At 63.9% G+C, this 26,197-nt stretch carries 22 protein-coding genes; 20 read left to right on the top strand and 2 right to left on the bottom strand.

Annotated features, from left to right (window positions below; translation table 11 throughout):
* The first annotated feature begins 231 nt into the window (after positions 1–231).
* The 8 genes from GT613_RS12585 to GT613_RS12550 all read left to right on the top strand — a co-directional run bounded on the left by GT613_RS12585 (position 232) and on the right by GT613_RS12550 (position 10,274).
* Positions 232–1,422 carry a tyrosine-type recombinase/integrase gene (locus tag GT613_RS12585; protein WP_161172648.1) on the top strand — a complete coding sequence of 397 codons (1,191 nt, stop codon included), beginning with the start codon at positions 232–234 and terminating at the stop codon, positions 1,420–1,422.
* A gap of 113 nt (positions 1,423–1,535) precedes the next feature.
* Positions 1,536–2,084 carry a hypothetical protein gene (locus tag GT613_RS12580; protein WP_161172647.1) on the top strand — a complete coding sequence of 183 codons (549 nt, stop codon included), beginning with the start codon at positions 1,536–1,538 and terminating at the stop codon, positions 2,082–2,084.
* 228 nt (positions 2,085–2,312) lie between these two features.
* On the top strand, positions 2,313–3,794 hold the full coding sequence (locus GT613_RS12575) for a helix-turn-helix transcriptional regulator (protein ID WP_086414200.1): 1,482 nt from the start codon (positions 2,313–2,315) through the stop codon (positions 3,792–3,794).
* A 174-nt stretch (positions 3,795–3,968) separates the two neighbouring features.
* A complete protein-coding gene (locus tag GT613_RS12570) occupies positions 3,969–4,439 on the top strand; it encodes a hypothetical protein (protein ID WP_139912324.1) in 471 nt (156 codons plus the stop codon).
* A gap of 117 nt (positions 4,440–4,556) precedes the next feature.
* Positions 4,557–6,128: an FAD-dependent oxidoreductase gene (locus tag GT613_RS12565; RefSeq protein WP_086414202.1), complete on the top strand. Its 1,572-nt coding sequence runs from the start codon at positions 4,557–4,559 to the stop codon at positions 6,126–6,128.
* A 163-nt stretch (positions 6,129–6,291) separates the two neighbouring features.
* Complete coding sequence (locus GT613_RS12560) at positions 6,292–6,927, top strand: YigZ family protein (RefSeq protein WP_086414203.1); 636 nt, start codon at positions 6,292–6,294, stop codon at positions 6,925–6,927.
* Positions 6,928–7,318: 391 nt separating this feature from the next.
* Positions 7,319–9,238, top strand: coding sequence for a serine/threonine-protein kinase (locus GT613_RS12555; RefSeq protein WP_081434225.1), 1,920 nt, complete (start codon positions 7,319–7,321; stop codon positions 9,236–9,238).
* Positions 9,239–9,377: 139 nt separating this feature from the next.
* Positions 9,378–10,274: an acetamidase/formamidase family protein gene (locus GT613_RS12550; protein ID WP_009305352.1), complete on the top strand. Its 897-nt coding sequence runs from the start codon at positions 9,378–9,380 to the stop codon at positions 10,272–10,274.
* Positions 10,275–10,416: 142 nt separating this feature from the next.
* On the opposite strand, the gene GT613_RS12545 is transcribed toward GT613_RS12550, so the two are convergent.
* Both GT613_RS12545 and GT613_RS12540 read right to left on the bottom strand, forming a co-directional pair.
* Positions 10,417–11,298: a PfkB family carbohydrate kinase gene (locus GT613_RS12545; protein ID WP_009305351.1), complete on the bottom strand. Its 882-nt coding sequence runs from the start codon at positions 11,296–11,298 to the stop codon at positions 10,417–10,419.
* Between the two features lie 211 nt (positions 11,299–11,509).
* Positions 11,510–11,701, bottom strand: a complete 192-nt coding sequence (locus GT613_RS12540; protein ID WP_009305350.1) for a DUF6724 family protein — start codon at positions 11,699–11,701, stop codon at positions 11,510–11,512.
* Positions 11,702–11,941: 240 nt separating this feature from the next.
* Here GT613_RS12540 and GT613_RS12535 point away from each other — a divergent pair, with 240 nt between their 5' ends.
* The 12 genes from GT613_RS12535 to nrdD all read left to right on the top strand — a co-directional run bounded on the left by GT613_RS12535 (position 11,942) and on the right by nrdD (position 26,162).
* On the top strand, positions 11,942–14,584 hold the full coding sequence (locus GT613_RS12535) for an ATP-binding protein (protein ID WP_226844320.1): 2,643 nt from the start codon (positions 11,942–11,944) through the stop codon (positions 14,582–14,584).
* A gap of 115 nt (positions 14,585–14,699) precedes the next feature.
* Positions 14,700–15,989 (top strand): serine--tRNA ligase, encoded by a 1,290-nt coding sequence (gene serS, locus GT613_RS12530; protein ID WP_009305347.1) that lies wholly within the window; start codon positions 14,700–14,702, stop codon positions 15,987–15,989.
* Between the two features lie 276 nt (positions 15,990–16,265).
* Entirely contained in the window at positions 16,266–17,099 is an 834-nt protein-coding gene (locus GT613_RS12525; RefSeq protein ID WP_009305345.1) for a hypothetical protein, read from the top strand.
* Positions 17,096–17,569, top strand: coding sequence for a hypothetical protein (locus GT613_RS12520; RefSeq protein WP_009305344.1), 474 nt, complete (start codon positions 17,096–17,098; stop codon positions 17,567–17,569). The genes GT613_RS12525 and GT613_RS12520 overlap by 4 nt, the downstream gene beginning before the upstream one ends.
* A gap of 34 nt (positions 17,570–17,603) precedes the next feature.
* Entirely contained in the window at positions 17,604–18,590 is a 987-nt protein-coding gene (locus tag GT613_RS12515) for a D-alanine--D-alanine ligase (RefSeq protein ID WP_009608495.1), read from the top strand.
* Positions 18,591–18,770: 180 nt separating this feature from the next.
* Positions 18,771–19,307: a YtxH domain-containing protein gene (locus GT613_RS12510; protein WP_015761495.1), complete on the top strand. Its 537-nt coding sequence runs from the start codon at positions 18,771–18,773 to the stop codon at positions 19,305–19,307.
* 153 nt (positions 19,308–19,460) lie between these two features.
* A complete protein-coding gene (locus GT613_RS12505) occupies positions 19,461–20,444 on the top strand; it encodes a PRC-barrel domain-containing protein (protein ID WP_009305341.1) in 984 nt (327 codons plus the stop codon).
* Positions 20,437–21,201: a TVP38/TMEM64 family protein gene (locus GT613_RS12500; protein ID WP_161172646.1), complete on the top strand. Its 765-nt coding sequence runs from the start codon at positions 20,437–20,439 to the stop codon at positions 21,199–21,201. Before GT613_RS12505 ends, GT613_RS12500 begins: the two co-directional genes overlap by 8 nt.
* Positions 21,202–21,356: 155 nt before the next feature.
* Complete coding sequence (locus tag GT613_RS12495) at positions 21,357–22,274, top strand: TM2 domain-containing protein (protein WP_117752486.1); 918 nt, start codon at positions 21,357–21,359, stop codon at positions 22,272–22,274.
* A 482-nt stretch (positions 22,275–22,756) separates the two neighbouring features.
* Positions 22,757–23,695, top strand: a complete 939-nt coding sequence (locus GT613_RS12490) for an aldolase (protein ID WP_009305338.1) — start codon at positions 22,757–22,759, stop codon at positions 23,693–23,695.
* Positions 23,696–24,578: 883 nt separating this feature from the next.
* Positions 24,579–25,517, top strand: a complete 939-nt coding sequence (locus GT613_RS12485) for a helix-turn-helix transcriptional regulator (protein WP_015761493.1) — start codon at positions 24,579–24,581, stop codon at positions 25,515–25,517.
* A gap of 255 nt (positions 25,518–25,772) precedes the next feature.
* A complete protein-coding gene (gene nrdD, locus GT613_RS12480; protein ID WP_009305337.1) occupies positions 25,773–26,162 on the top strand; it encodes an anaerobic ribonucleoside-triphosphate reductase in 390 nt (129 codons plus the stop codon).
* Positions 26,163–26,197 lie beyond the last annotated feature (35 nt).

Genomic DNA, 26,197 nt, shown 5'->3' with positions numbered 1-26,197 from the left:
GTGCGCAGCGAATGCGAATGCGGATCGAGCTCCACGGTCATGTCGAACCAGATCAAGGTTTGCCCGATATGCAAGCGAGACCTGTCCGAAGATCATCTTTGGCGCGAGTTCGACCCGTACGCCTGGCCCGGATTCAAGAAAGACGAATAACATAGCGCAGCCCCGCTCTAGTTTGGCGACCGGTGGCGGGGCTGCAACCTAACCTGATGGAAAGGCAAGGTGAAGTATACCATGGGCAAGGCCAGGGGCGGTGGATCTATCGTCCAGCTCGACAGCGGCAAGTCCAGGGCGCGCTGCAGAAGGTGGCGCATCGTCATCAGCATGGGCAGAGATCCCATCACGAAAAAGCGGCTTCCGCCGAGGACCAAGAGGGTTTGCGGAACCTATACCGAAGCCCAGGCGGCGTTGCGCGAGTTTCTGATCGAAGTCGAGAACGGGCCTGACGGCGGCGGCGAGAGGATGGCCGCGCTGGTCCAGGATTGGATCGAGTCGCGCGAGATGCTCGTGCAGTCCGGCGCCTTGGCCGCCGGAACGTGCCGAAAGGACAAGGTTCGGGCCAAGACGATCTCTGCATGGTTCGGCCAGGCGAAGGTCGCGGATGTGGGCCCTGACGATGTCATGGGGTTTTACGCCGCTATGAGGACGGGATCCTCGAGCCTGTCCGGCGAGCCCTTGTCCGGCACCACGGCGCGGGGCATCGCGGTCGCCCTTTCGGCCGTCATGGATATGGCCGTCAAGCGGAGGATCATCCTGGAGAACCCCTGCTCCGGCGTCGACAAGCCGAAGGTCGACACAGACGAGAAGCAGGCCCTGTCCGTGGAAACGCTCCGCTCGCTCATGGTCGAGCTCGCGGGCGGGGAGCCGGAAGCCCGGAAGATCGGCGTTTTGCTGGCCGTGACGTGCGGGCTGTCTCGCGAGGAGCTGCTGGGTCTGTCGTGGAGGGATGTGTCGGACGAGGTTCTATCGATCTCGAAGGTGCGCAACGTCGATGATCCGGGGCTCGCAAACACCAAGACCAAGCACCGGAAGCGCTCCATGCCCATCCATCCGAAGGTGCAGGAATGCTTGGCTGCTTGGAGGGCGGTGCAGCGTGCGAAGCTGAAGCGCCTGCGGATCGTCCAGGACGCATCGACGCCCGTCGTCACCAATTCCGTCGGAGGGCGCATGCATCCCGAGAATTTCGCGCGCTGGTGGCGATCCTGGCGCGATGAACACGGGCTCGACGGGGTGGGGCTCCACGAGCTGCGGCACACTTTCGCCACGTACGTCGTGTCGAAGGGGACGGACATGATCACCGCCGCCGACCTCATGGGGCACTCCGGCACGCAGATGCTGGAAAACGTGTACGCGCATACGGTTCCCGAGAACAAAGTGTCGGCGATGAAAGCGGTGGGCGATTTCATGTTTGGATTAGATGACTAAACGAATCTGGTATACCAAATGGTATACCAAAAAACAGTGCGGTGAAACATCAGCAGTTCGGTGGGTTGCCTCTGACGTGCGGAAACGGTTTTTGAGTGCGTGAGGTTTTACGAATGGCAAACCCCATGGAGGTTCAAGTCCTCTCGCCCGCACCATCTGAATTGAGAAACCCGCTTCGGCGGGTTTTTTGCTGCCCTGCTAGTCTTTCGGCGCGACAGGAAGGAAAGCCTCGCGAAGGAGGTCTGCGTGTTGACTTCGGGTGCAATGCGGTCATGGTAAAGAAAATCGGAAAGATCATCGTTCCCGGCGATGCCAACGTATGGCCGCACGAGCAGAGAACAGCGCAGTCGCTCGCTCGCGCAGGGTTTGACGTTGAGTTCGTCAAGAAGAGCGACGAGCCCTATGCGACCTCGGCAGACGCGCTGATTGACGGGAAGCTGTGGGAGATGAAGTCGCCGACCGCATCGAGCGTTAAAGCCGTCGAGCGCAACCTGAAGCGCGCACGATGGCAGTCGGGCAACATCGTGTTCGATTCCCGGCGCATGAAGGGCGTCCCCGATGCTGCGATAGAGCGCGAGCTTCGCAAGCACGCGTCGGAGCTCGGTGGCGTGGCGCACGTGCTTTTCGTGAACCGTCATGGCGCTGTCATTGACATAAAGTAGACCGCCAAATATAGTATGAATTGCTAAGCGCCCGAACGGTACGTAGTTACCTCCCTCGGGCGTTTTGCTATTCTCGATCGTTTTTAAAACGTCAAGTCCTCTCGCCCGCACCATCTGAATTGCAAACCCGCTTCGGCGGGTTTTTTGCTGCCCTGAACACGTTCGCTGCACGAAAAGCGGGCGCTCCTTTCGCGCGCATTCCCGGCATCGTTTGCTATACTCGCACCCATGGGCGAGATACTCGACAGATTCACGGGCAACATTTCTCCGGTGGCGCTGCTCGTGTCATCGTTCTTCTGGTCGTGGTTCGATGTCGTCCCGTTCAGCCCGGCGTTGTTCTCGGCGGCGGGGAAGCCCATCGACGCGCTTCCGTTCGTCGTGTCCTTCGGAGCCAGTGCACTGTTGCTGGCCGTGCTGGCGGCAAGCACCTCGGCGCGTTCGCGGGTGCTCGATCCCAAGGTGTTCGCCGGCTGTTCCTTCTTCTGTGGCAGCTTGGGCTCGCTGCTCATCTATGCAGGTACCCATGCGAACCCTGCGTTGCTGGTGGTCGGCGGCATACTGGTGGGTTCGTACCAGAGCGTCGGAGCCGTGCTGGCCGGCGGCATCGCCACGTGCCAGGGAACCACGAACGCGCTCGTGCATCTTGCGGCGGCGTTGCCGCTGAACATCGTCGCAATTCTGCTGGTCATGTTTTTGCGTCCGACGGCTTCGATGGTGTTCGCCGTTTTGCTGCCGCTGTTCTCAGCGCTGTGCTACGCCGTCTATCTGGTGCGCGGTCAGAATCGAGCGACGCTTCAAACCGTGACCGTCGTTCGAGAGAAATGCGTCGACGGCGTGCGTCGCGCGAGGCGGCTGTTCGGCTGCGATCGTTACTTTCTGCTCATGGTGCTGGCTATCAGCGCATCGTTCGGATTCGCGAACTACCAGGCCATGTTCACGCCGGGCATGCAAGGTGCGTACGTGGAGTACGTCACCGTGGCGCTGCGAGCGTTCACCAGCCTCGCGGTGTTGGCAGGTTACCTATTCTGCTCGTGGAGGCCTTATCATATTCTGCGGGTCGCGCTCGTGGCCATGTCGGTGGGGCTTGTCGGTAGCAGTGCGCTCGCGGTGATGGGGGCGCCGGGATCGATGGTGTTCGACTGCTTGTTCTTCACGGGATACGCGTGCTTCGACCTGCTCATCTGGACGATCATCGTCATGCTCAGCTACCAGTCGGGCACGTCGTTGCTGCGCATCATCTGTGTGGTGTATGCCGTGGATCAGCTGGGCATCCTTTTGGGTACCGTGTTGGGGTTGTTCGTGGACAAGGACGGTGCCACCATCGTGTCGTATATCGTGTTCGGCAGCGCGTTGCTTCTGTTGACAGTGGGGCTTTCCGGCGGCAAGGGCAGCGTGTGGGAGAACCTCAGCAAATTCGAGCTCGATTTCAATCGGCCCGACGAAGCGACGGCGCGCGTGGCGGGCGGTGACGGCGCGGCTTCCGGCCTGCCGTCGCAGCGCATCGCGGAGCTGTCGTCTGCGTTCTTCCTCACCTCGCGCGAGACCGACGTGCTGTCGCTGCTGGTCGCGGGACGCAACGGCCCCTACATCTCCGAGCATCTACATGTGTCGGAGAACACGGTGAAAAGCCACATCCGTCATATTTACACCAAGGTGAACGTCCACAATCGCCAAGAGCTGCTCGATCTGGTGTTTCCCCAGCAGATGTAGCGGGTGGATTCCCGATCCTCTCGTCCTCATCCGTCTCATCACAAACGGGTGATTTTCGCAAAACGCCTGCCGCGGATGAAGCAATCCCTGCTCGTATCGCGTTCAATCTTCCCTGAGCCGCCGACCGGCAAGGGGCCGGTTCGAAGCGGCGAATCGAATAGGAAGGGGAGAGGGATGGAGATGCGTACGACAAGAGGGAGCAGGTCGACGCGCGTGTCGATGCTGCTAGCAGTGGCTATGGTCGCCGTTCTGTCGCTGGGCGCGCTCGCGGGCTGCGGAGGAAACGGCTCGGGCGGAGCTGCGGCGAGCGGGGCGAGCTCGGCCGACGCCACGACGAAGACGCTCGTGAAGACGGCGACGAATGAGATGACCCTGGTAGATTGGGACGTGTCCGAAGCCGACAGCCCCATTACGGTTACGAGCGATGATGCCAAGTTCGCCGACTACGTGGACGATCTGCGTGAGATCACCGGGTACGACATCGAGAGCCTCACGATGCAGGTGAAGGTCACCGAGTTCGCCGGCGCCGAGATCGCCGCCACGCATGAAAACGTGAAGGACAACACCTACGCCATCGAAAGCCTTGAAGCAGTGGTCGACGGCAAGACGATCACCTACACCGACGGCGACTTCAAGAAGCGGTAAGGCGACAGACGCTGCGGACGAGCGCCCTTGCGAACGACCTCGACGGTTCGGCTCGGCGAAGCAGGCGCATCCGCAACCCCACGTTTTCATTCATCGACACGAAAGCGAGTTACTCTCATGACGAAACTGAGCAGAAGGAATTTCCTGCTGGGCGCCGGCGCGGCCGGCATGGCAATGGCGATGAGCGCGGCGGGCGTCGCGTATGCAGCCGATAAGAAGGACGAAGAGGACACCGACTGGGCAAGCCAGGTTACCGAGGAGATCTCGTGCGACATCCTGGTCGTCGGCGGCGGCTTCTCCGGCACGGCGGCCGCGGTGCAGGCGGGCGAGAACGGCGACAAGGTGCTGTTGATCGAGGGCCAGTCGGCTCTGGGCGGCAACGGCACCGGCGTTGAGTGCACGAACGCGTACGGCCTGCACCCCAACTCCGGCGAGGCCACGCTCGGCGAGATGGTGCGCTACGAGGCCGACGCGCAGTCTTACACGGTGAACCAGATGTTCATCCGCGACATGATCAGCCATGCCGCCGAGAACGTGCAGTGGCTCATCGACAACGGCGTGCAGTACGAGGCTATCGAGGATCTCGACCCTGCGTATCTAGAGATGTACAAGCAGGGCCGCTACCGCGCCGAGTTCAGCTTCGACTACGTGTACAAGGGCGGCGCGGCCGGCATCGGCTACTTCCCATTCATGAAGAAGAAGCTGGCCGAATACGGCGTAAACCTGCGTCTGAATACCCGCGCTCGCGAGCTGGTGCTGGACGAGAACGGCAATGTGGCCGGCGCGTACGCCACCGACACGTACGGCGACACCATCAAGATCAACGCGAAGGCCGTCATCGTCAGCACGGGTGGCTTCGGCGAGGACGCCGCGCGTATGGGCAAGCTGGGCATCGACCTCGAGGACATCCGCATCATCGGCACGCCGGGCCACTACGGCGACGGCGTGAACATGATGATCAACTCCGGCGGCATCGAGCACGGCGCGCCTGCGTTCGGCTGCACGAACATCATCGGGTCGGCCGGCCCCTGGGGCCCCATCTGGGACAAGCTGTGCTGGGGCGGCCCGTGCCTGTGGGTGGACATCAACGGCGAGCGCTTCTCGGACGAGGCGTGCTCCACGTACACGCACAACTTCGAGCTGCAGAACGTGCCCGTGCGCCTCGCCGGCGGCACCTGCTGGAGCATCATGGACAAGGACGTCTACGAGTACATGCTGGACGGCGACGAGGAATGCGCCCAGCTGTGGGAAGAGATGATCGCCAAGGCCGACGACGCGTACAAGGCCGACACGCTGGAAGAGCTGGCCGACATCATGAAGGTGGACAAGCAGCTGTTCCTGAGCCAGGTCAAGCAGTACAATGCGAACGTCGAGCAGGGCATCGATGCGGACTACGGCAAGGACCCCGAGTACCTCATGCCCATCGCCACGCCGCCGTTCTACTGCGGCCTCATCCGCGGCGCGCTGGAGGGTCTGTACTCCGGCGGCGTGAAGACCGACCGCCAGTTCCGCGTGAAGAAGCCCGGCCGTGACCAGGCGTTCGAGAACCTGTTCGCCGTGGGCGCCGACGGCGGCATGCTGTACAACAACATGTACGGCATCGACATCAACGGCTCCATGACCTGCCACGGCGTGAACAGCGCCCGCACCGCCGCGAACACCGCGCACGCGTTCATCACCGGCAAGTAGCGTCAAGCGCCGGGACGCGGTGCGTCGCGTCCCGGCGAATCCCGGCCGCCGATCTGCGAGCCGCGAGCAAAATACCGTTCCACGAGCCCGGGCATCCTCCCTCCCTCCTGCCCGGGCTCCTCTGTCGCTAGGTTGCGCGACGCTCGTCTGCTACACTTTCCCCATGACTTCCTACACCACCATAGCGGGGCGGGCGACCGCCGAGATCGAGGAAAAGAAGAGCCGCTTCATCGCGAGCTTGGCGCATGTCGAAACCGAGGACGAGGCGCTGGCGTTCCTCGAGGAGATCCGCGCGGCCAACCGCATGGCGCGCCACAACGTGTACGCCTACGTGCTGCGCGAGGGCGGCGCGGGCGCGCAAGGGCGCGTGCGCTATTCCGACGACGGCGAGCCTCAGAAGACGGCGGGGCTTCCCACGCTCGAGGTGATCCAGCACGCGGGGCTGACCGACGTGATCGCGGTGGTCACGCGCTATTTCGGTGGGGTGCTGCTGGGCACGGGCGGCCTCGTGCGCGCGTACACGCAGGCCACGCAGGCGGGCATCGAGGCGGCGGAGCTGGTGGTGGTGTCGCGGTGCGTGGACATCGAAGTGCGAGCGGCGTACGGCAAGTACGACCAGCTCGTGCGCATTGCGTCGGACTGCGGTGCGAAAGTGCTCGATACCGTGTACGACGATGCGGTCACCCTGCGCCTGCGCATGCTCGACGGCACGCAGGAGCCCTTGCTGCTCAAGATCACCGAGCTTGAACGCGGCCAGGAGCGCGTGCGCGTGAGCGAGCCTCTCGAGGCTGCGTTCTGAGTCTCGCGGCTGTTGGGGCGGAGCGAGGCGCAGTTGCTTGCGCTATGATGTGCTCGCTGCTCGCTGCTCGCTGCTCGCTGCTCGCTGCTCGCTGCTCGCTGCTCGCTGCTTGTCGCCCTCGCTGTCGCATAATTCTTCAGCGCTATGTGCAGCAAAATCGAGCTTTTGGCAGTCTTGCTTGATTCTCAAGCGACATGGGCAAAACGCGACCTGCGGTTTCTTTCGCTGACGGCTTGCCAGGGCTCTTCCGCGTGCTTTTGGAGCCGGCGAATGCGAGCGATCACTGCCAAAAACTCGATTTTGCTGCACATAGGGGTTAAGGTTTTTGCGCAAGGCATGCGTTGCGGCAGCTCGCGTGGGCATCTGCGGCCGCCTGCCCTATAATAGGCGCATGGCACGCGATCGACAGCTCATATTGAACCGGTATCGACCCATCGGCGAAGCGAAAGCCGGCGGCTTCGGCACCGTGCGGGTGGCGTGGGACACGCGCATCCAACGCAAGGTGGCCATCAAATGCATCGAGCTGGATGAGGTGGACGCCGCGCGCGCGGCGCTTCCAGGGGCGAACGCCGTCGCGCAGCGCGCGCCGCAGCACGAGCCGCTTCCCTGGGAAGACGATCCCGTTTTCAACGATGCCGACGAAGCCGAAGGGGATGCGACTTCGGTGTTTGACCTGGTAGGCGACGGGCCGCTGGTACATTCTCTCGCGCACGTTCCCGGCTTGGACGAGGCGCGCACCGCGGCAATGCTGTCGGATGCGAGCATCGTCGCGGTGTACGATTTCGAGGTGCAGGAGTCCACCGCCTACCTCATCATGGAGTACGTCGAAGGCGTCACGCTCACCGAGCTGCTGCATCGTCACGCCGACCGTCTCACATTGGATGTGGTGGCTGCCGTGTTCGCGTCGGTGTCTCACGCGTTGGAGGTGGCGCACGCCAACCAGGTGCTGCACCTCGACATCAAGCCCGACAACGTGCTGATCAACCATCAAGGCCAGGTGAAAGTCACCGATTTCGGCCTGGCCACGCTGGCCGACGCGTCCGGCTACGGCGCGGCCGGCGGAGGAACCATCGGGTACATGCCCCTGGAGCAGATGCGCCAGGAGAACCTCGACGTGCGCTGCGACGAATGGGCGTTGGCGTCGCTGACGTACGAGATGCTGGCGGGCGAGAACCCGTTTCTGGCACCCGATCTCGAGCGCGCTGAAGCTGTTATCGAAGATGCGGAGCTGGTGCTGCCGTCGCTGTGCTGGGACGAGCTGGACCCCGCCGTCGACGACGTGATCTTCTTCGCGCTCGACCCCGACCGGGAAGAGCGCTACGCGACGGTCGCCGATTTCGCGGAGGAGCTGGAGCCGTTCCTGGGCGATCCGAAGCGCGGCGTGCGCGAGCTCTCCGTCATCGTCGGTCACGCCGACGATGAGGAGGAAGAGGAAACCGAGACCGCGCCACCTGTTCCGTATGTGCCGCTCCGCGAGCGCATCACGCCGCTGCAGCGCACGGTGGCGGCGCATGCGGCGGGCGCGCTGGGCAGCGGGGCGGTCGCGTTCGTGGCGTTCGCGAATCTGCCGCAGACCAGCGGATTCGCCAACCCGCTGTTCTGGGGGCTGTTCGCGCTCGTGACGTTGGCGGGAGCGTTGAAGCCGCATCTCGGCGCGCTGTTGGCATACTTCGCGTTATCGGCGGCGCTCATCGCCGGAAACGCTCCCGCCGCAGGATGCGTTCTGCTGGCGGCGACGGCGGCCTGGTGGTACTTCACCGGGCGTTTGGGCGACGCCGATGCGAACGCGACGCTCGTGCCGCCGCTTGCCGGGGCGTTCGGCTGCAACCAGCTGACGCCGCTCGTGGCCGGGTTCTGCCTGCCGCCTGCGCGCGCGTTCGGAGCGCTGGCGTTCTCGCTGGTGGTCAGCGTGATGTTGGCCGCATGCGGGTCGCACAGCCTGCTTGGTTGGGACGCGCTGACGAACTGGCAGTTCTCTGCGGGGCTCGACGTGCAGGCCAGCATCGGCAGTCTGTTGATGCAGCCGGCGCTGTGGTGCATCGTGATCAGCTGGATTGCGGCTACGGGTGCGCTGTCGGCCTTCCGCCTGCGCCCGACGCGTGCGTTCGCCGTGCTGGGCACGCTCGTGGCGAGCGCTCTGCTGCTGGCGGGCATCGTCCTGGCCGCTTGGGTCGCGTCGGGGCAAGCAACCTGGATGCCGTCCTTCAACAACCTCGTGTTCACGCTCGTTCCCATCGTGGCGATGCTGCTCATGTGCGTCCTCGTCCCCGAGCCGGATTACTACGAGGAAGATTACGAGGGCGAAGCGTAAACTCGCGAAAGCGGTCCCCCCCCCCGCTTGATTGCTCGTCGTATTTTTCGAGCAAGAATCCGACACAAGAGATGCTGCCGAGCCGGCCCCCTCCGTAGTACTATTAACCTCAGCACAATCTTGTAGAAAGGGTGGCCTCATGCAGGAACTTAACGACGAGCGCGTGCTGTTCGCGTTCGCGCGCGATTTGGAGCCGGCGCTGACGGTGGCATCGGGCGAGACGGTGCGCATCCGCACGCAGGACTGCTTCGGCAACCAGGTGCAGACGCCCGAGGACGAGCTGGACGAGATCGACTGGGATCGCATCAACCCGGCAACCGGCCCCGTGTTCGTGGAGGGCGCGGTGCCCGGCGGCGCGCTGAAGGTGACCATCGAGAACATCGAGCTCGACCCGCAAACCGCGTCGTGCACGGGCAAGGACGAGGGCGTGTGCGGCGACCGCTTCGACGCGTGGAGCACGCACCTGTGCGCTATCGACGGCGACAAGCTAGTGTGGAACGACCAGCTGTCCATCCCGCTTAACCCCATGATCGGCGTCATCGGCGTGGCCCCGGCGGGCGATCCGGTGAACTGCGGAACGCCCGGCAGCCACGGCGGCAACATGGACAACACCGCCATCACCACGGGCGCGACGCTGTACTTCCCCGTGGCGGTGGAGGGCGCGCTGTTCGGCTGCGGCGACATGCACGCGGCGATGGGCGATGGCGAGATTAGCGTGTCGGGCGCCGAGGTGGCCGGCTACGCTACGGTCACGCTCACTGCGCTGCCCGACCTGCACCTGGTTGATCCGCTTATCGAGAACGGCACGCACCTCGGCATCATCGCGTCCGCCGAGTCTCTCGACGCAGCGGCCGATCGCGCCGTGCACGAGATGGTGGATCTGCTGCACGACCGCACCGGCGTCGACGAGGCCGAGCTGGTCATGCTGCTGTCGCTGGTGGCCGACGTGCAAGTGTGCCAGATGGTGGACCCCCAGAAGACCGTCCGCTTCATGGTTCCCAAGTACGTGCTGGAATCGCTGGGGTTCAAGCTGTAGAAGAAGAGAAGGTGGTCGGGCGGTCGCCTTCTCGCCCGACCCCATCGGAGGACATCTTGGAGGATGCGTCGTGCCCGAAACGTGCGGTTTCGCCGCAAAGGCCGGCCGTTTCGGCAACGCGTTGACAGGTTGCGTGCGTCTCCTACAGCAGCTCGCACACCTTGCCCAGCAGCGGCTCGAAGCTGACGCCGCGGTCTTTGAAGTCGGGCTGTTCGGCGCTCACCAGCATGGCGTCGTGCACGAAGTCGCCTGCGAACGCGACGGCCTCCTGCAGCGAGCGACCGGCCATCACGGCGGCCATCAGGCATGACGCGTACAAGTCGCCCGTGCCGTGCAACATGTAGGGCAGGTATTCGTTATGCGCTTCGAACGTCTCGCAGTCCTTGCCGCCCACGAAGTTGCGGATGCAGGACTCGCCCTCGCGCTGGATGCCCTTGAGCACCACGTGCTTCGCTCCCTTCGCCACGAGGGCATCTACCAGGCGGTGCGCTTCTTCGTCGGAGATGTCGGTGCCGCCCCAATCTTCGCCGATGGGCTCGCCCAGGATGATGGCGGCTTCGGTGAGGTTCGGTGTGAGGATGTCGGCGCCGCAAGCCAGCTCGGCCATGGCGGAGCACAGCTCGGGCGTATACGTGGGGTAGACCTTGCCGTGGTCGGCCATCACGGGATCTACCACGCGCAAAGCGTTCGGATACATAGCGTACAGATCGCGAATGCGATCCACCTGCTCGGGTGCGCCCAAGAAACCGGAGTACACGGCATCTATCTCCACGCCGATGCCCTTCCATGCGTTCAGGTAGTCGGCTAGGATCTCGGTGGTGTCGTGCATGTACCAGCCGGGGAAGGCGGTGTGCGACGAGAACAAGCCCGTCGGCACGGGGCATACGTCGCAGCCGGCGGCGGACAGCACGGGAATGGCAACTCCCAGCGAGCACTTGCCGTAGCCGCACAGATCATGCACGGCGGCGACGCGGGGGATGTACGCTCCTTCGCGCTGGTAGAGATGCGTTTCGGCTTCGTTCATGGAAGTACTTCCTTTCCGGGTTGTCAAGAGGCGATGAGGTTCAATTATATGGTTTGAGTGTGCGGGAGAATTGACGGCTTGAAAACAGGAGCGCGCAGCTGAAAAGCTGCGCGCGGCGAGACTCGAAAGCAGTGATCGCGCGTACGTGCAAGGAGCTTTTCAAAAGGCGATCCTCATCGTCTGGTCGCCGTTCGGCACGAACGCGAAGACGTTACTTGTCGTCTTCGTCGTCATCGAAAAAGGACCAATCGTCCTCGTCAGGCTCGTGATTGACGAACGTTTTGCGCGTGCGGCGCTCCATGATGACGCACGCGATCAAACTTACGACCAAACCGATTCCCACCAGGCATCCGATGCCGGCGTAGGTGTTGAAGAGAAAATCGTACAACGCACCGAAATCCATGGTTACCTCGTTACTCTAACTCGTGACATCACCATTGCCACAGAGTGTTTGCAGTTCAGCGTTAGAGTATACTATGTCGAGCCGATCCGGTACGGGTAGGCTTGGATATTCCTTTATTCTTTACGCGCGCTGAAGAAGGGCAAGCACCAACACGCCATGGGCAAAGACAAGCGCAAACGCAAACGACGCATAACGGCATCAATCGCAATCGTCGCCATTGTGGCGGCGATTGTTTCTGCTGTGCTCGGATTAACGTCTTTTATCGACAAGAAGCTCAATCAGAGCGCCGAGCAGCAGGTGGTCACGTTCACCGAGCAATCCGCCAGCAACGTAACCGACCGCATGTACATGTCGCAGAACGCCATCGGCGCGTTTACCGTGCAGACTACCGATCCTGCGTTGGTTGCGCCGGCTCTCAGCAGCTTCCAGGAGCACCACGGCTTTGCGAATGCGACGTTTGCCGGGATGGACGGTCGAGGCGTTCGCGCGGATGGCTCCGCATTTTCCGTCGACGAGCTGGCTCAGCCCGAAACGGCTTTGTCCGAGGGTCGCAGTTCGTACTCTGCCACGTTCGCCAACGAGGCGGGCGCCCGCGTGCGTCTCGCCCAAACGCCGCTTTATATCGATGGGCAGCAAGTCGGAGCCCTGTACGTGCAGGTGCCGTTAAGCTTGTTCTCTATGTCCCGTCAGCTGGATATGTTCGACGGCCGCGGCTACTTCATGTTGTTCGAGGGTTCCACCGGCGAGGTGCTGGTGCCTCCCACGGGCGAAACCAAGACGCCGGTGTTCATCGGCACGTCGCTGTACGACTTCCTTGACCGGGCGTCTCAGTACAGCGAGCCGGCCTCGAACACCGATGCCGCGGTCTCAACCGAAGCTGCCTTGCAGTTCATGCAGTCGCGCTCGCGGAGCGACCTTTCCACGCTGCGCGACGTTGTGGCGAACAAGCAGACGGGGCTGCTCACGGCCACGGTAGACGGCAAATCCAGTTATGTGTGCGTCGCGCCGGTCGACAACGGGTATTGGTACGTGTGCAACGTGGTGCCCGTCGAGAACGTGCGTGCCGAAGCTGCCGTGGTCACCACCACGTTCGAAGCGGTGTTCGCCATCATCTTCGCCTGCCTTGTGGTGGTGGCGCTGTTGGTGTTCGGCGCGTACCGCCGCCGCCTGCGCGAACAGAACGTCGCCATGCTCGGCCAGTTGTACGAGGCGCTGTCCGACAGCATCGATATGGCGGTGAACCTCTATTCGCCCACCGACGGCAAGGTCACTCCCATTGTGGCGAAGGCCGAACGCATCATCGGCTATCGCCTTGACGCCTTTCTGCAAAACGAGCGGTTGGCGGCCACCATAGGGCTTTCTCCCGAGGGCGTGGCTCTGTTCGATCGCATTAGGAAGGACGAGACGAAGGGCTTCGAGCAAGGGGAGTTCTCGTTCCGCAGCAAGCAGACCGGCAAAGAATGCTGGGCTTCTTACTCGGTCAAGCGGCTGACGTTCGAAGATAAGCCGCAGCTGCTCGTGGTCATGCGCGACGTGACGGCCGACAAGGAGATCCAATTGTCCATGAAGGATGCGATGGACGTTGCCGAGGCGGCGAATGCTGCAAAGTCCGAGTTCCTCTCGCGCATGAGCCACGAGATCCGCACGCCTATGAACGTGATTCTGGGAACGCTGCAGCTTGCGCGGAGCAATCCGGACGATCGCGAGAAAGTTGCCGAGACGCTGAAAAAGATAGGAGACGCATCTGACCATCTGCTCGGGCTGATCAACGACGTGCTGGACATCTCGAAAATCGAGAACGGCAAGATGACCCTGGCCAGCGAGCCTTTCCGTCTCAGCGCCGTGCTGTCGCACGTGGCATCCGCCGTTCGCGTGCAGTGCGAACAGCGCGCCCAGGAATTCGTCGTGACAACTCCGCCATGCGCCGATGCCGTGTTCGTGGGCGATGCGCGGCGCATCAAGCAACTGTTGCTGAACTTGTTGACGAATGCCGTGAAGTACACGCCCTGCGGCGGCTGCGTTCGGTTCGAGACCACGGTGGCGAAGGGTGCCGCCATGGGGTATCGCCAGGTGAAGTTCACGGTATCCGACAACGGCATAGGCATGTCAGAGGAGTTCAAGGAGCATATTTTCGAGCCGTTCAGCATGGAGGGACGCTCGCGCGAGCAGGGCACGGGCCTCGGCATGCCCATCGTGAAGAACATCGTCACCATGATGGCGGGCGATATCGCCGTCGAGTCGACGAAAGGGCAGGGCACTACGTTCACGGTGACGTTCAACCTGCGTATCGCATTAGAGGCGGAGCGCATCGTGTTCGAGGAGGGCGAGGGCGCCGAGGCGGACGATGCGCAGCCCCTCGAACTCGATGCTGCGAGCGCGGCGGCGCTGCGATCCCTCGGCGCGCGCGATCGGCTGGCGAGCCGTCCCGTTTCGGCTTACGAAGCCCCTATGCCGGGCGCGCCGCGTGCGCTCGACCGCACCGAGTTCGAGGGGCTGCGCGTTCTGCTGGCCGAAGACAACGACCTCAACGCCGAGATAGCCTGCGAACTGCTGGCGGAAGCGGGGCTGGTAGTGGAGCGAGCGGGGGACGGAGCCGAGGCGTGCGTCATGTTCGAGGCGTCGAAGATAGGCTACTTCGACGCGGTTCTCATGGATGTGCAGATGCCCAACATGAACGGCTACGAGGCCACGCGGTGCATCCGCGAGCTCGATCGCGAAGATGCGGATGCCGTGCCCATCATCGCGATGTCGGCCAACGCCTTCGCCGAAGACGTGAGCGCCTCGTTGGCCAGCGGCATGAACGCGCATCTGTCGAAGCCCATCGACATGCGCCGCGTGCTGGCCACCCTCATCAAGTACGTGCGAAAGCGCTATGAAGGATAAGGGCGTCGGCTGGCCGCCCGACGGAACATGCCGGGTGCGTGAAGGAACGACGAGGTGCGCCGCCCGTGAGGTATACTAAAGGCACTATTGTTTCCCATCGTGAAGGAGCGCGACTATGCTCGACATCAAGTTCGTCCGCGACAACCAAGAAGCCGTCGCCGAGGCGATGAAGAACCGCCATGCTTCGTGGGACGCGGCGCGCTTCTCCGAGCTCGACGAGACTCGCCGCGCCGCCATCGCGAAGGAGGAGGCGCTGCAGGCCGAGCGCAACGCCACGTCGAAGTCGATCGGCCAGATGATGGCCGCCGGCCAGAAGGACGAGGCCGAAGCCGCCAAGCAGCGCGTGCGCGCCATCAACGACGAGCTGGCCGTCATCGGCAAAGATCGCGAAGCGGCCGACGAGGCCCTGCGCGAGGTGCTGCTGCGCACGCCGAACATGCCGGCCGATTCCACGCCGGTGGGCGACGACGAGGACGACAACCCCGAAGTGCGCCGCTGGGGCGCGCCGCGCGACTTCGCCGCCGAGGGCTTCGAGATGAAGCCGCACTGGGATCTGGGCCCCGAGCTGGGCATCATCGACTTCGAGCGGGCGGTGAAGCTAGCCGCCAGCCGCTTCATCCTGCTGGGCGGCCTGGGCGCCCGTCTGGAGCGCGCCCTCATCAACTTCATGGCCGACACGCACGCGTCGCGCGGCTACAAGGAATGGTGGTGCCCGGCCATGGCCAACGCCGAGACGCTCACCGGCACCGGCCAGCTGCCGAAGTTCGAGGAAGACCTGTTCCACACCACCGAGGGCCTGTACCTCATCCCCACGGCCGAGGTGCAGCTGACGAACATCCACGCCGGCGAGGTTCTGGACGCCGGCCAGCTGCCGCTGAAGTACTGCGCGTTCACGCCGTGCTTCCGCGAGGAGGCGGGCAGCGCCGGCCGCGACACGCGCGGGCTCATCCGCGTGCACCAGTTCGACAAGGTGGAGATGGTGAAGTACGCCAAGCCCGAGGAGAGCTTCGACGACCTGGAGGCCATGGTGGCCGACGCCGAGAACATCCTGCAGCTGCTGGGCCTGCCGTACCGCGTGATCAGCCTGTGCACGGGCGACATCGGGTTCTCCGCCGCCAAGACGTACGACCTCGAGGTGTGGCTGCCGTCGTACAACGGCTACAAGGAGATCTCCTCGTGCTCGAACTGCACGGACTTCCAGGCGCGTCGTGCGAACATCAAGTACCGCGACCCCGAGAACTTCAAGGGCTCGCGCTACGTCCACACGCTGAACGGCTCCGGCCTGGCGGTGGGTCGCACCATGGCCGCCGTCATCGAGAACTACCAGCAGCCCGACGGCACCGTGCGCGTGCCCGACGTGCTGGTGCCCTACATGGGCGGCGTCGAGGTCATCGCGCCGGAATAACGGCAGGCGAAGCTATCGAAAAGAACCAGGGAACCTTCAAGCGTGGCAACGAAGCGTAAACGAACCAGCAAACCGAATACCGCTGCCGCACCCGCGACGGACGCCTCGAAGCCAGGGGCGTCCGGCCGCGTCGCGCCGCGGAAGCGCACCGACGTGCCGCCTGCGAAACCGAAGCCGCGAGCGGCCGGGACGCCTCACGTTGAGGAGAATGAGGGGCAGACGCCCCTCGAGCAGACGTCGCGCGCTGCAAAGGTCAGGGCGAAGGCGGCCGCCAGGTTGAAGGAGGACGCGGCGGCAATCGTCGATGACGCTGCGAAAGACGATGGGGCCGAAGCGTCGACCGAGGCCGAGCGCGGGAAGCGTCGGCGCGAGCGTGCGGAAGCGAAGCCGCGCAAAAAGCGCTGGCCGCTTGTTGTGGCCGGCTCGGTGCTGCTGGTCGTCCTGCTGATCGTGGGCGGGTTCTCGTGGGACCGTTGGCTGCGCTACGACGATGCAGCCGAGTTCCAGGGCGAATGGCAAACTCACGGCACCACGGCCGTCGTGGTCATCGACGGCGAAACTATCAAGCTGACCGAAGATGTGAGCTGGTCGTACAAGCTGGACACGGACGCGAAGACCATCTCGTACACGTTCGGGAACATGGAGGGCTCCGGCCGCTATCGTTTCTCGCTCGACCGCTCTCAGCTGGTGATTTCCGATGGAAGCGGGTACACATGGCTCTCTACGCTGGCGGACGACATCGCCTGGCAGTTCGACCAGCTCGTGCGCGCGATTCAGGGCCAGCCGCAGGAGGAACCTCCGTCGGGAGCTGGATACACGGTGCTCGACCGCCTGTCGCACGATGCGGAGGCTACGCCGCAGAGGGGCGAGCCGGTGGCGCCTGAGCCTGAGCCCGAGCCTGCGGCGGAACCCGAGCCGGAGGCTGCGCCCGAGCCCGACCCGGGCGATCGGCAGAAGCCGGAATCCGATTCCGCTTCTGGGCCGGAAGACGCCTCTGCAAGTGAAGCCGCAGACGAAGGCGGCAGCGCCTCCGACGCCGTCGACAAGAACGACGATGCTGCCGCATCCGGCACGCGCGGCGTGTTCGATGTGAGCGACCTGCCCGCGTGAGCGCGCAGGGCACAGCCCCGCTTGTCATCGAGCGGCTCACGGTGCGCGCCGACCGCGTGGTGTGCGACGTGGTTCTGGCGCCCGGCGTCCCGCGCCGCACGACGCCAGAGCTTGCGGCGCGCGTTCGCGCGGCCCATCCGCACGTGCCGCGCCATGCCTGCGTGAACGACGAGGGCGACACTTTCGCCGCCGTCATGGACCACACGTCGCTGCCGCATCTGTTGGAGCACCTGGTCATCGATTTTCAAACGCGGGCGGCCGTGCGCAGGGGCGACGGCGCGGAAGCCGGTTCGGCCGCCGCTTACGCCGATGCCGGCGCCGCTCTCGATGCCGTGTTCGTGGGCACCACCGAGTGGACGGACGAGGCGGCGGGCCGCGCGCGCATCGAGGTGAGCTTCCTCGACGATCTGGTCGCTTTGCGCGCTTTTCGCGATGCGATTGCCTTCCTCGGCGATGCGATGGTACGCTAGCCGCTCTTGTGTGGACGGCAGAAGGAGCATCATCATGAAGGTAGCAGTGTTGACGGGCGGCAGCTCGACCGAGCGCGAGTTATCCCTGGCCAGCGCCAAGAACGTGTGCGCAGCTCTTGAAGAGGCGGGCCATAGGACGGTGCTGTTGGATGCTTCGTCCGACCTCGTTTCCGCCCTGCGCGTCGAGCGTCCCGACGTGTGCTTCAACGCCCTGCACGGCAAGCTCGGCGAGGACGGAACCGTCCAGAGCCTGCTCGAATTCGTGGGCGTGCCCTTCGTCGGATCGCCGTCCAGCGTGTGCCGGCGCGCTTGGGACAAATCCTCCCTCGGCTCCGAGATGGCGGCCTACCGCGCCATCACCGGCGATGAGCCGACGGCTTCCTGGCCGCAGGGCGTCTGCATCGCGCGCGAGGCGTTCGAGAGCATGGGCGCTGCGACGGCGTTTGACCTGGTGGAAGACCGCGTGATCGGCGGGTATCCCGTGGCGGTGAAGCCTGCGCACGGCGTTTCGGCTTCGGGCGTGCGCCGCGTTGATTCCGTCGACCAGCTGGGCGAAGCCGTGTCCGATGCGCTGTCGTTCGACGACGCCGTCATCATCGAGCAGTGGATCGACGGCGTTGAGGTAACCGTGCCGGTGCTGGGCTCCGGCTGGGATGCCTACGCGCTGCCGCCGGTGGAGATCGTGGCGAAGGAGGGCTTCTGCGATACGGTCGCCTGTCGCACGCCGGGCGCGGTCGAGCTGTTCGCACCTGTGCGCCCCGCCTCGTTGTCGAACGACGAGGCCGATGCCCAGGCCATCCGTGCCGAAATCGAGCGCGCCGCCTTGGAAGTGTGCCGTGCCTATCAGGTGCGCGACCTCGCCCGCGTTGATCTTGTCTGGGACGGAGCCCAGGCGCGCGTCCTGGAGGTGGACGTGTCGCCCTCCCTGGCCGAATCTTCGCCGTTCTCCCTCGCCTGCGAAGCCTCCGGTTTGTCGCTGTCCGGCGTCCTCAACGAACTGGTCAGCCAATATGCGCGGTAACCGCTTGCGGCGAGAGCGCAGTATGCGATTCACGGGTCGTAGGCCGGCGGCCCGTCTTCGCGTCTGTTCGGTCGGCAACGAAACAGCAACTGAATCATAGAGCGCTCATGTTTTCGCGCATGGGGCTGCGCGGATGCCCCTATAATGAACGAACAGGCAAACATCCCGAAGGAGGCCGTCATGGGCAACAAATTTGGAGCTTTTTTGGCTGGTGGGTTGGCCGGTGCGGTTGTCGCGCTGCTGTACGCCCCCCGGTCTGGTCAGGAAACGCGCGCTATGGTCACCGATAAGATGAGCGCGGCATGGGGCGAGGCGCAGGAGCTGGGCTCTCAGGCCGGCGCCAACATGCAGCACGCGTATCAGGATGCCGCGTCCAAGGGTCAGGAAGTCGTGCAGGACGTGGCCGCCAAGGGTCAAGAGCTGTACGGCCAGGCCACGCAGCGCGTGCAGGAAGCCGCCGACAACATCAAGCCGGCGTTCTCGCAGAAGAACGACGAGCTTCGCGACAAGATCGAAGCGGCGCGCCAGCGCATCGCCTCGCAGGTGGCCAAGAACGCCGAGCAGGCGCACGACGCGGTGAGCGACACCATTCCTGTCGCGGCCGACACGGCGCACGAGGCCGTCGACAAGGCCGAGGACAAGGCGCAGAGCGCGGCCGATGCCGTGAAGGACAAGGCCGAGGACGCTGCCGACAAGATCTCCGGCGACGACAAGTAGCATACGCATCTATCATGAAGCGGCGAGTTGGTCGACGTGGGCGCAAGCCCCGCCCCTCTCGCCGCTTCCTGACTGTCCGACAGGGCAACGGCGCTGGGGGGTTGCGGTTCCATCCGCGGCAAATGCGCAGGTTGTCGAGTGGAGAAGAAGGCCATGGCAAGCAAACTCATCACTACGCATGAGCTCACGGGCGTCCGCGTCGTGGGCGGCAAGAACGGTACGAAGCGCATCGGCAAGGTGCGCCGTTTCGTGTTCCACCCGAAAGAGAAGCGCTGCGTCGGCTTCATCGTGAAGCGCCCCGATCTGCTGTGGATGTTCCGCCGCAAGGACAAGTTCGTATCCATCGAGGGTTACGACATCGTGGACGGCCGCATCGCCATCCGCAACGTGCCCGAGGCCACGGACCGCGCCGCATGCAAGGCGCTGGGCGTCAACTGGGACGATTGCGTGCTGTGGGTGGGGCTGCCGGTCATGACCGAAGACGGTACTTCGCTGGGCATGGTGGGCAACGTCACCTTCAACCGCATCACCGGTATGGTGGACACGTTCGACACCGATTCGGGCGCCACCGCCAACGCACTGTTGGGCAAGCGCACTATTCCGGCCGACCTCGTCAAGGGGTTCCGCCGCGGAATGGGTGCCGCGCTGGCGCAGGTGGGCTCCGAGGGGCGCGAAACCGACGAAGTGGTGCTGGGTGCGATGCTGGTTGACGACGCCGCGAAGGACCTGGTTGCCGAGGGCGGCGTGGCCGAGAAGGCCGGCGCGGTCACGGCCGTCGCCGTCGACAAGGTGCACACCACGGTGGACAGGGCGAAGCCGGTGGTCAGCGAGGCCGCCAAGAAAACCGGCGAAGTGGTGAACAAGGGCGCGTACGCCACGGGCAAGCAGATCGCCGCCACGAAGGGGATGTTCTCCGGGTTCAAGGAGGAGTACGACAAGGCGCGCGGTGTCAAGCCCGGTTCCGACGACCAGGCTCTGGCCGTGACGGACGAGGCGGAAGACGAGGGCGTTTCCGCGCCTGCGAAGCCCGCGTCGACCGCGCCCAAGAAGAAGACGACCGCCAAGAAGCCCGCGCCCAAGAAGAACATGTTCGCGGCCTTCAAAGAGGAGTACGACAAGGCTCGCCACGATGACTGACAAGCTGAAGGACAAGCTGCACGAAAAAGCCGAGCAAGAGGTAGAGGTGCGCGGCCATAAGATGGAGAAGGCCGACATTTTCAAGTTCGTCGGGCTCATCGCGTTCTTCGCCATCATGGTGCTGATCGTGGTGATGCTATGGCCGTACTTCCACGAGTTGTTCGAGCCGGGCGGCCTCGACCGCATCATCAACGACGTGCGCGGCGCGGGTCCCGTGGGGTTCCTCATACTGCTGGGACTTCAGTTTCTGCAGATCGTCGTGGCGTTCATTCCCGGCGAGGTGGTGCAGATCGCGGCGGGCCTGCTGTACGGCCCCTGGATCGGCGCGCTGGTCATTCTGGCAGGGTGCGTCATTTCCAGCGCGTTCATCTTCGCGCTGGTGCGCAAGCTGGGGGCGTCGTTCGTGCAGAGCATGGTGCCCGTGCAGTACCTCGAAAAGTTCCGCAAGTTCGAGAAAACCGGCAAGCTGAACATCATCGTGTTCATCCTGTTTTTGATCCCGGGTCTGCCGAAAGACGTGTTCACGTACCTCGTGCCGCTCACGGACATGCGAATGCGCACATTTTTGCTGCTCTCCAACGTGGGGCGCATTCCGGGCATCGTGGTGTCCACCTACGCCGCCGACGGGCTGGCTGACGGACGCCTTATGGAAAGCGCGATCATCTTCGCGGTGGCGGCCGTCATCGCCGTGTTGGGCATCGTTTTTCGCGAGCGCATCATGAAAATGCTCGAGAAGCATTCGCATAAAGACAGCTAACGCGATCAGGCTTTTCTTCGGCCCATGCGCAAATCTTAAGAAATACTGAACGTCGTTGACGGTATTGTGACGAAACCTCCTTGGATGCGACGGCGCGCACTACTATGGCGGTACAGGACATCGACGCAATTTGTAGAATGAGAGGTGGGTCCATCATGGCCACCAACGAACCTTTGAATAGCGCAGCGGACGAGGTTGCCGCTGCTGAAGCGGAGCTCAAAGCCGCTCAGGAGAAACTGGAAGCCGCGAAGGCGAAGCTTGCCGCGACGACGTCCGACGATGCATGCGACGTTGAAAAGGAGACGGTTGCAGCCGTGGTCGTCGACGAAGCGACGGGCGAAGTGGAAGCCGTCGTGGTCGAGGATGTGGCGGTCGTCTCGTGCGATGCCGGGTCCGAGGATAAGGAAGAGGCGCCGAGCGACGCATCGACGGATGCGTCGACGGAGGATGCTTCCGAGGCTTCTGCGGCGGCTCCTTCTGCGGCTCCTGCCGAGCCCGCCAAGGCTGCCGAACCCGAGCCCGAGTGGGTTCCGTACTCGACGGCTCAGGCGATTCCGCCTACGGCTGCACCGCAGGCTACCCCGGCTCAGCCCCAGCCCCAGGCTCCGGCTGCCGCCTCTGCTTCCACCGCTTCCTACACGCAGCCTGCGGGTGCGCCTCCTGCTCCCGGTCAGCCTGCGCCCGGCTATTACGCTCCTCCCGGATACGGCGCGCCGCAGACACCGCCGCACGCCGGCCCCGGAGCCGTGCCTCCGCAGCAGCCGTACTACGGCTATCAGCAACCGTACTACCAGCAGCCGTACAGCCAGCCTATGGTCACGACGAAGGATCACGTGGCCGCCGGTTTGCTGGCCATCTTCCTGGGCGCGTTCGGCATCCACAAGTTCTACCTGGGCTACAACACCGCCGGTTTCATCATGCTGGCTGTCACCATCATCGGCGGCGTGCTGACGTTCTCGCTGGCATCATGGGTGATCTGGGTCATCGCCATCATCGAGGGCATCCTGTACCTCACGAAGTCCCAGACTGAATTCGAGCAGATCTACGTGCTGAACAAGCGCGAGTGGTTCTAGTTTGGTTCCGGCGGCCTCCCGGCCGCCGGAACTTGCCGACGCTGTGTCGCGAAGCAAGTCCCCGTAGGGGGCGGGCGGCCGTGGTGCCCTCGCTGGCTCACTGCGCCAACCTGCGAGCGCGTGCTCGCGCTCCGCGCGAGGCGCAGGTCGCTTCGCTCCTGCGCGGCCAACCTGCGAGTCCGATATGCGCCCTTCGGGCGCATGGGCGGGTCGCTTCGCTCCCGCCCTGTTCGCGCTTCGCGCGACCGGATGTTTCACGTGAAACATCCGGGTTCTCGCTTCGCGCACTGTCCGTCGGGTGCCGCTTGTTCGCCGTTGCGCCTCCTCCGCCTACCGCCCGCCCGCGCTTCGCGCGAATCGGTGGCTCGTTCGCGGGGTTTTTCGGTGAAACGGCGCGTCCCGCCTCGCTTTTTCGCTAGAATGACCGTATCGATAAGGCTCTGAGCCTCATCCGTTGAGTTGGATCCTATAAGGAGGAAACCATGCCCAAAATCACTCGTGACCAGGTGAGGGTGCCGGCCGACGTCATGCCGGAATCCCGTGACGAGTACATCGAGAACTTCATGAAGGCGACGCGCGGAACGGGCCGTCTCATGCTGTTCGCGTGCGATCAGAAGATCGAGCACCTCAACAAGGACTTCTACGGCGAGGGCATCGACATCGCCGATGCCGAGCCGCAGCACCTCTTCGAGATCGGGCGCCAGGGCGTGTGCGGCGTGTTGGCCGGCCAGCGCGGGCTCATCGCGCAGTACGCCGCCGACTATCCCGAGATCAACTACCTCGTGAAGATGAACTCCAAGACCAACATCGTGGGCGGCAGCCAGGACGACCCCTATTCGCCGCAGCTCTACGACCTGGACGCCGTGCTGGCCATGCGCGAGGCCGGCGTGAACATCGTGGGCATCGGCTACACCATCTACCTGGGCAGCGAGTACGAGTCCACCATGATGGCCGAGGCCGGCGAGCTCATCGCCCAGGCCCATGCCAACGGCCTGCTGGTCGTGCTGTGGATCTACCCCCGCGGCAAGGCCGTCAAGGCCGAGAAGGATCCGGCGCTCATCGCGGGCGCGGCGGGCGTGGCCCTGTGCCTCGGCGCCGACTTCGTGAAGGTGAACCCGCCGAAGCCCGAGGACGGCTCTTCGCCGGCCGAGGCTCTCAAGGTCGCCACGATGGCGTCCGGCCGCACGGGCCTCGTGTGCGCCGGCGGCTCGACGGTGGACGCCGAGACGTTCCTCACGCAGCTGTACGACCAGATCCACACGGGCGGCGCCGTGGGCAACGCCACCGGCCGCAACATCCACCAGCGCTCGCTGGACGAGGCCGTCCGTCTGACGAAGGCCATCAGCGCCATCACGCTGGCCGACTACTCCGTGGAGGACGCCCTCGACGTCTTCAACGGCGACGAGGACTTCAAGCTGTAAGGCTGACGCGATCCGCGTCCGGCGCAATCGCGCACCTCGGCGGGGCCGTCCGAAAGGGCGGCCCCGCTTTGCATGAAGGCGCCTTGCGCTCAACCAGCCACGTCGATCCTGCTTCGCACGAAGCCGCCTTGTGCGCAATCGGCAACGCCGCCCCGTGTGGCGTCCCGCGCCGGTTGCCCCGCGTCGCAACATCGCGCATCTGCTCGTCTTGCGGACGGAGGAGCACATTATCGGCCCAAAGGCACGGAATTCCCGCGAAAACCGTGTCTTTGGGCCGATAATGCACCCGCCGAAGCCGCAACGCCCCCCGCGTCCATCGCCTCACGACCAATTTCGCTCCGGCCCCCAGCCGAAATGTTTCACGTGAAACATTTGTACGGAACTCGTGTTTCCCTTTCTAGCATGCTCCTTGCATGCGATGTCCTCTCCAATGCACTAAAATCCGCGACGTGCGACGTTCGAAGGATCAAAAAGCGCTTTTCAGACCATGCTGTCGAAGAAGCTTCCCTCGTTCCTCCAAGCACTACAATCTCGATCAGGCGTTTTCCAAAACAAACGAAACCGTTCGAAAAGTCGTTTCCAGCAAGACGTCGCATACCGTGCCTTTTTGTGCGAAAGCGCCCAGTTTTCATGCGCCAACCCGGATCGGGTCCTTTCCATGTCGCAGAGTGCATTCGAGGGGCTTCCTGTGTTTCACGTGAAACATCCGTACGTTTTTGTCATCAGACGATCTGCTCTTCAGACGTTGACCTGCGGTGACAACCGCCGGTTGGCAGCGGATGCCGCGAAAAAGCATCCCGAGGTTGGTTGAGGTAACCGCCGTTTCGGTGCATGATGCAAGTCGAAGGAACAGCCGGACGCACCCTGCGAGAGGAGATCGACCATGAGCTTCAGGGACAATCTTCAGCACCTGCGCGACACGCGCAACATGACCCAGTCCGAGCTTGCGATGCTCGTCGGCGTCAGCCGGCAGTCGGTGGCGAAGTGGGAGGCCGAGAAAAGCTATCCCGAAATGGATAAGCTGCTCAAGCTGTGCGATCTGTTCGAATGCACGCTGGACGATCTGGTGCGGGGCGACCTAACCGGCCGCGCGCCCGACCCGACGCGATCGCTGCCCGAGGACGCGCCGCCCGTCGACGCCTGCGGCTACGACGAGCACATGCGCCGCCGAGCGTGGACGGTGCCGGCGGGCCTCGCGATGTTCGTCGCGGGATTCGGCGTGGCCATCGCCTTCTCGAACATGAACGGAGCCAATCCCGGCGCGCGCCCGTACATCGCGTACTTCGCGTGCGCCACGGTGGGCTTCGCCTTGCTGATCCGCGCGTTCGCCGTGCATGGGTCGTTCCGGCGGCGGCACCCGTACATCGAGGACTTCTACACGGACGACCAAAGGGTCGCCGCACGGAAGGAAGGGAAGCGCAGCGCCGTCGGCGGGCTCGTCCTGCTGTGCGCATCCCTCTTCTTCGCCAGTCCCGGAGCTATTGCTTTGGCCGATACCCTGAACCTATGGGGGCTGATGGCGAACGTCTGGAACGTCTACGGGACGCTCCCCCTCTTGCTTTTCGCATTACTCGCGGCGAGCGTCGCCCTGCTCGTGCATGCCGCCATGGTCGTCTGTCTCATTAACGTAGCTCGCTACAATCGCGACTCCGAGCGTAAGGCCGAAGCCGCATCCCACCTCGTCGCGGCGATGCAAGCCCGCTTGGCGCAGTCGGCGGGCGCGGCTGAAACCGGGGCAGGCGCGGACGCGGACACCCCGTCCGTTTCGCATTCCAACGAAACGCACGAGCGCAAGCCCTCGCAGTCCGACGGGGAAGCATAGAGCAGTCCAATCGCGCATCTGCCCATCTTGCGGACGGCGGAACGCATTATCGGCCCAAAGACACGGAATTCCCGCGAAAACCGTGTCTTTGGGCCGATAATGCACCCGCCGAAGCGAACGCCATGCGCAGCCGCTCCCCGACCGGCCGACCATGTTGCAAGATCGCTCCCTCCCTCCTCTGGCGCGCGCCTTCCATAAATGATACTATTGCAATAACATATAAGACCGAGCAACAAACGCGGTAAGGAGCGGGGCATGGAAGCGGTTATGGGCGTGGCGAACGCGATGGGCGACATGGTGGTCAACGAGCGGCTGACCGTCGACGGCGTGGACGTGCTGGTGGGCTATGCCAACGAAGGCGACCAGCACGTCACCGAAACGGAGATCCGCGCCTACCTCGAGCGCGGCGCGCTGAAGCATCCGAACAGCGCCGTTACCGGCCTCGCGCTGCTGGTGGACGGCGAGGACGTGGACATCCGCTACGAGCTGGCGCCGGTGCCGTTCGATCGCATCCGTCGCATCACGGGGTATCTCGTGGGAACGATGGATCGCTGGAACGATGCGAAAACCTCCGAGGAATCCGACCGCGTCAAGCACGGCGTTTGTCGTGACGACCGCGCATTCGCGTGCGCGAACGGCTGTTAACGCTGCATTGTAAAATCTTCCGCGCGTTACCGGGC

Origin of the sequence: Eggerthella sp. BIOML-A4 (genome assembly GCF_009875575.1) — a bacterium.
GTDB lineage: Bacteria > Actinomycetota > Coriobacteriia > Coriobacteriales > Eggerthellaceae > Eggerthella > Eggerthella lenta.
The sequence above is the reverse complement of the archived record's forward strand: the minus strand, read 5'-3'. Positions and strand labels throughout refer to the sequence as shown.

Coding starts and splice junctions, on each gene's coding strand:
- GT613_RS12585 (WP_161172648.1), top strand. CDS start 232: ATGGGCAAGGCCAGGGGCGGTGGATCTATCGTCCAGCTCGACAGCGGC.
- GT613_RS12580 (WP_161172647.1), top strand. CDS start 1,536: ATGGCAAACCCCATGGAGGTTCAAGTCCTCTCGCCCGCACCATCTGAA.
- GT613_RS12575 (WP_086414200.1), top strand. CDS start 2,313: ATGGGCGAGATACTCGACAGATTCACGGGCAACATTTCTCCGGTGGCG.
- GT613_RS12570 (WP_139912324.1), top strand. CDS start 3,969: ATGGAGATGCGTACGACAAGAGGGAGCAGGTCGACGCGCGTGTCGATG.
- GT613_RS12565 (WP_086414202.1), top strand. CDS start 4,557: ATGACGAAACTGAGCAGAAGGAATTTCCTGCTGGGCGCCGGCGCGGCC.
- GT613_RS12560 (WP_086414203.1), top strand. CDS start 6,292: ATGACTTCCTACACCACCATAGCGGGGCGGGCGACCGCCGAGATCGAG.
- GT613_RS12555 (WP_081434225.1), top strand. CDS start 7,319: ATGGCACGCGATCGACAGCTCATATTGAACCGGTATCGACCCATCGGC.
- GT613_RS12550 (WP_009305352.1), top strand. CDS start 9,378: ATGCAGGAACTTAACGACGAGCGCGTGCTGTTCGCGTTCGCGCGCGAT.
- GT613_RS12545 (WP_009305351.1), bottom strand. CDS start 11,298: ATGAACGAAGCCGAAACGCATCTCTACCAGCGCGAAGGAGCGTACATC.
- GT613_RS12540 (WP_009305350.1), bottom strand. CDS start 11,701: ATGGATTTCGGTGCGTTGTACGATTTTCTCTTCAACACCTACGCCGGC.
- serS (WP_009305347.1), top strand. CDS start 14,700: ATGCTCGACATCAAGTTCGTCCGCGACAACCAAGAAGCCGTCGCCGAG.
- GT613_RS12515 (WP_009608495.1), top strand. CDS start 17,604: ATGAAGGTAGCAGTGTTGACGGGCGGCAGCTCGACCGAGCGCGAGTTA.
- GT613_RS12510 (WP_015761495.1), top strand. CDS start 18,771: ATGGGCAACAAATTTGGAGCTTTTTTGGCTGGTGGGTTGGCCGGTGCG.
- GT613_RS12505 (WP_009305341.1), top strand. CDS start 19,461: ATGGCAAGCAAACTCATCACTACGCATGAGCTCACGGGCGTCCGCGTC.
- GT613_RS12500 (WP_161172646.1), top strand. CDS start 20,437: ATGACTGACAAGCTGAAGGACAAGCTGCACGAAAAAGCCGAGCAAGAG.
- GT613_RS12495 (WP_117752486.1), top strand. CDS start 21,357: ATGGCCACCAACGAACCTTTGAATAGCGCAGCGGACGAGGTTGCCGCT.
- GT613_RS12490 (WP_009305338.1), top strand. CDS start 22,757: ATGCCCAAAATCACTCGTGACCAGGTGAGGGTGCCGGCCGACGTCATG.
- GT613_RS12485 (WP_015761493.1), top strand. CDS start 24,579: ATGAGCTTCAGGGACAATCTTCAGCACCTGCGCGACACGCGCAACATG.
- nrdD (WP_009305337.1), top strand. CDS start 25,773: ATGGAAGCGGTTATGGGCGTGGCGAACGCGATGGGCGACATGGTGGTC.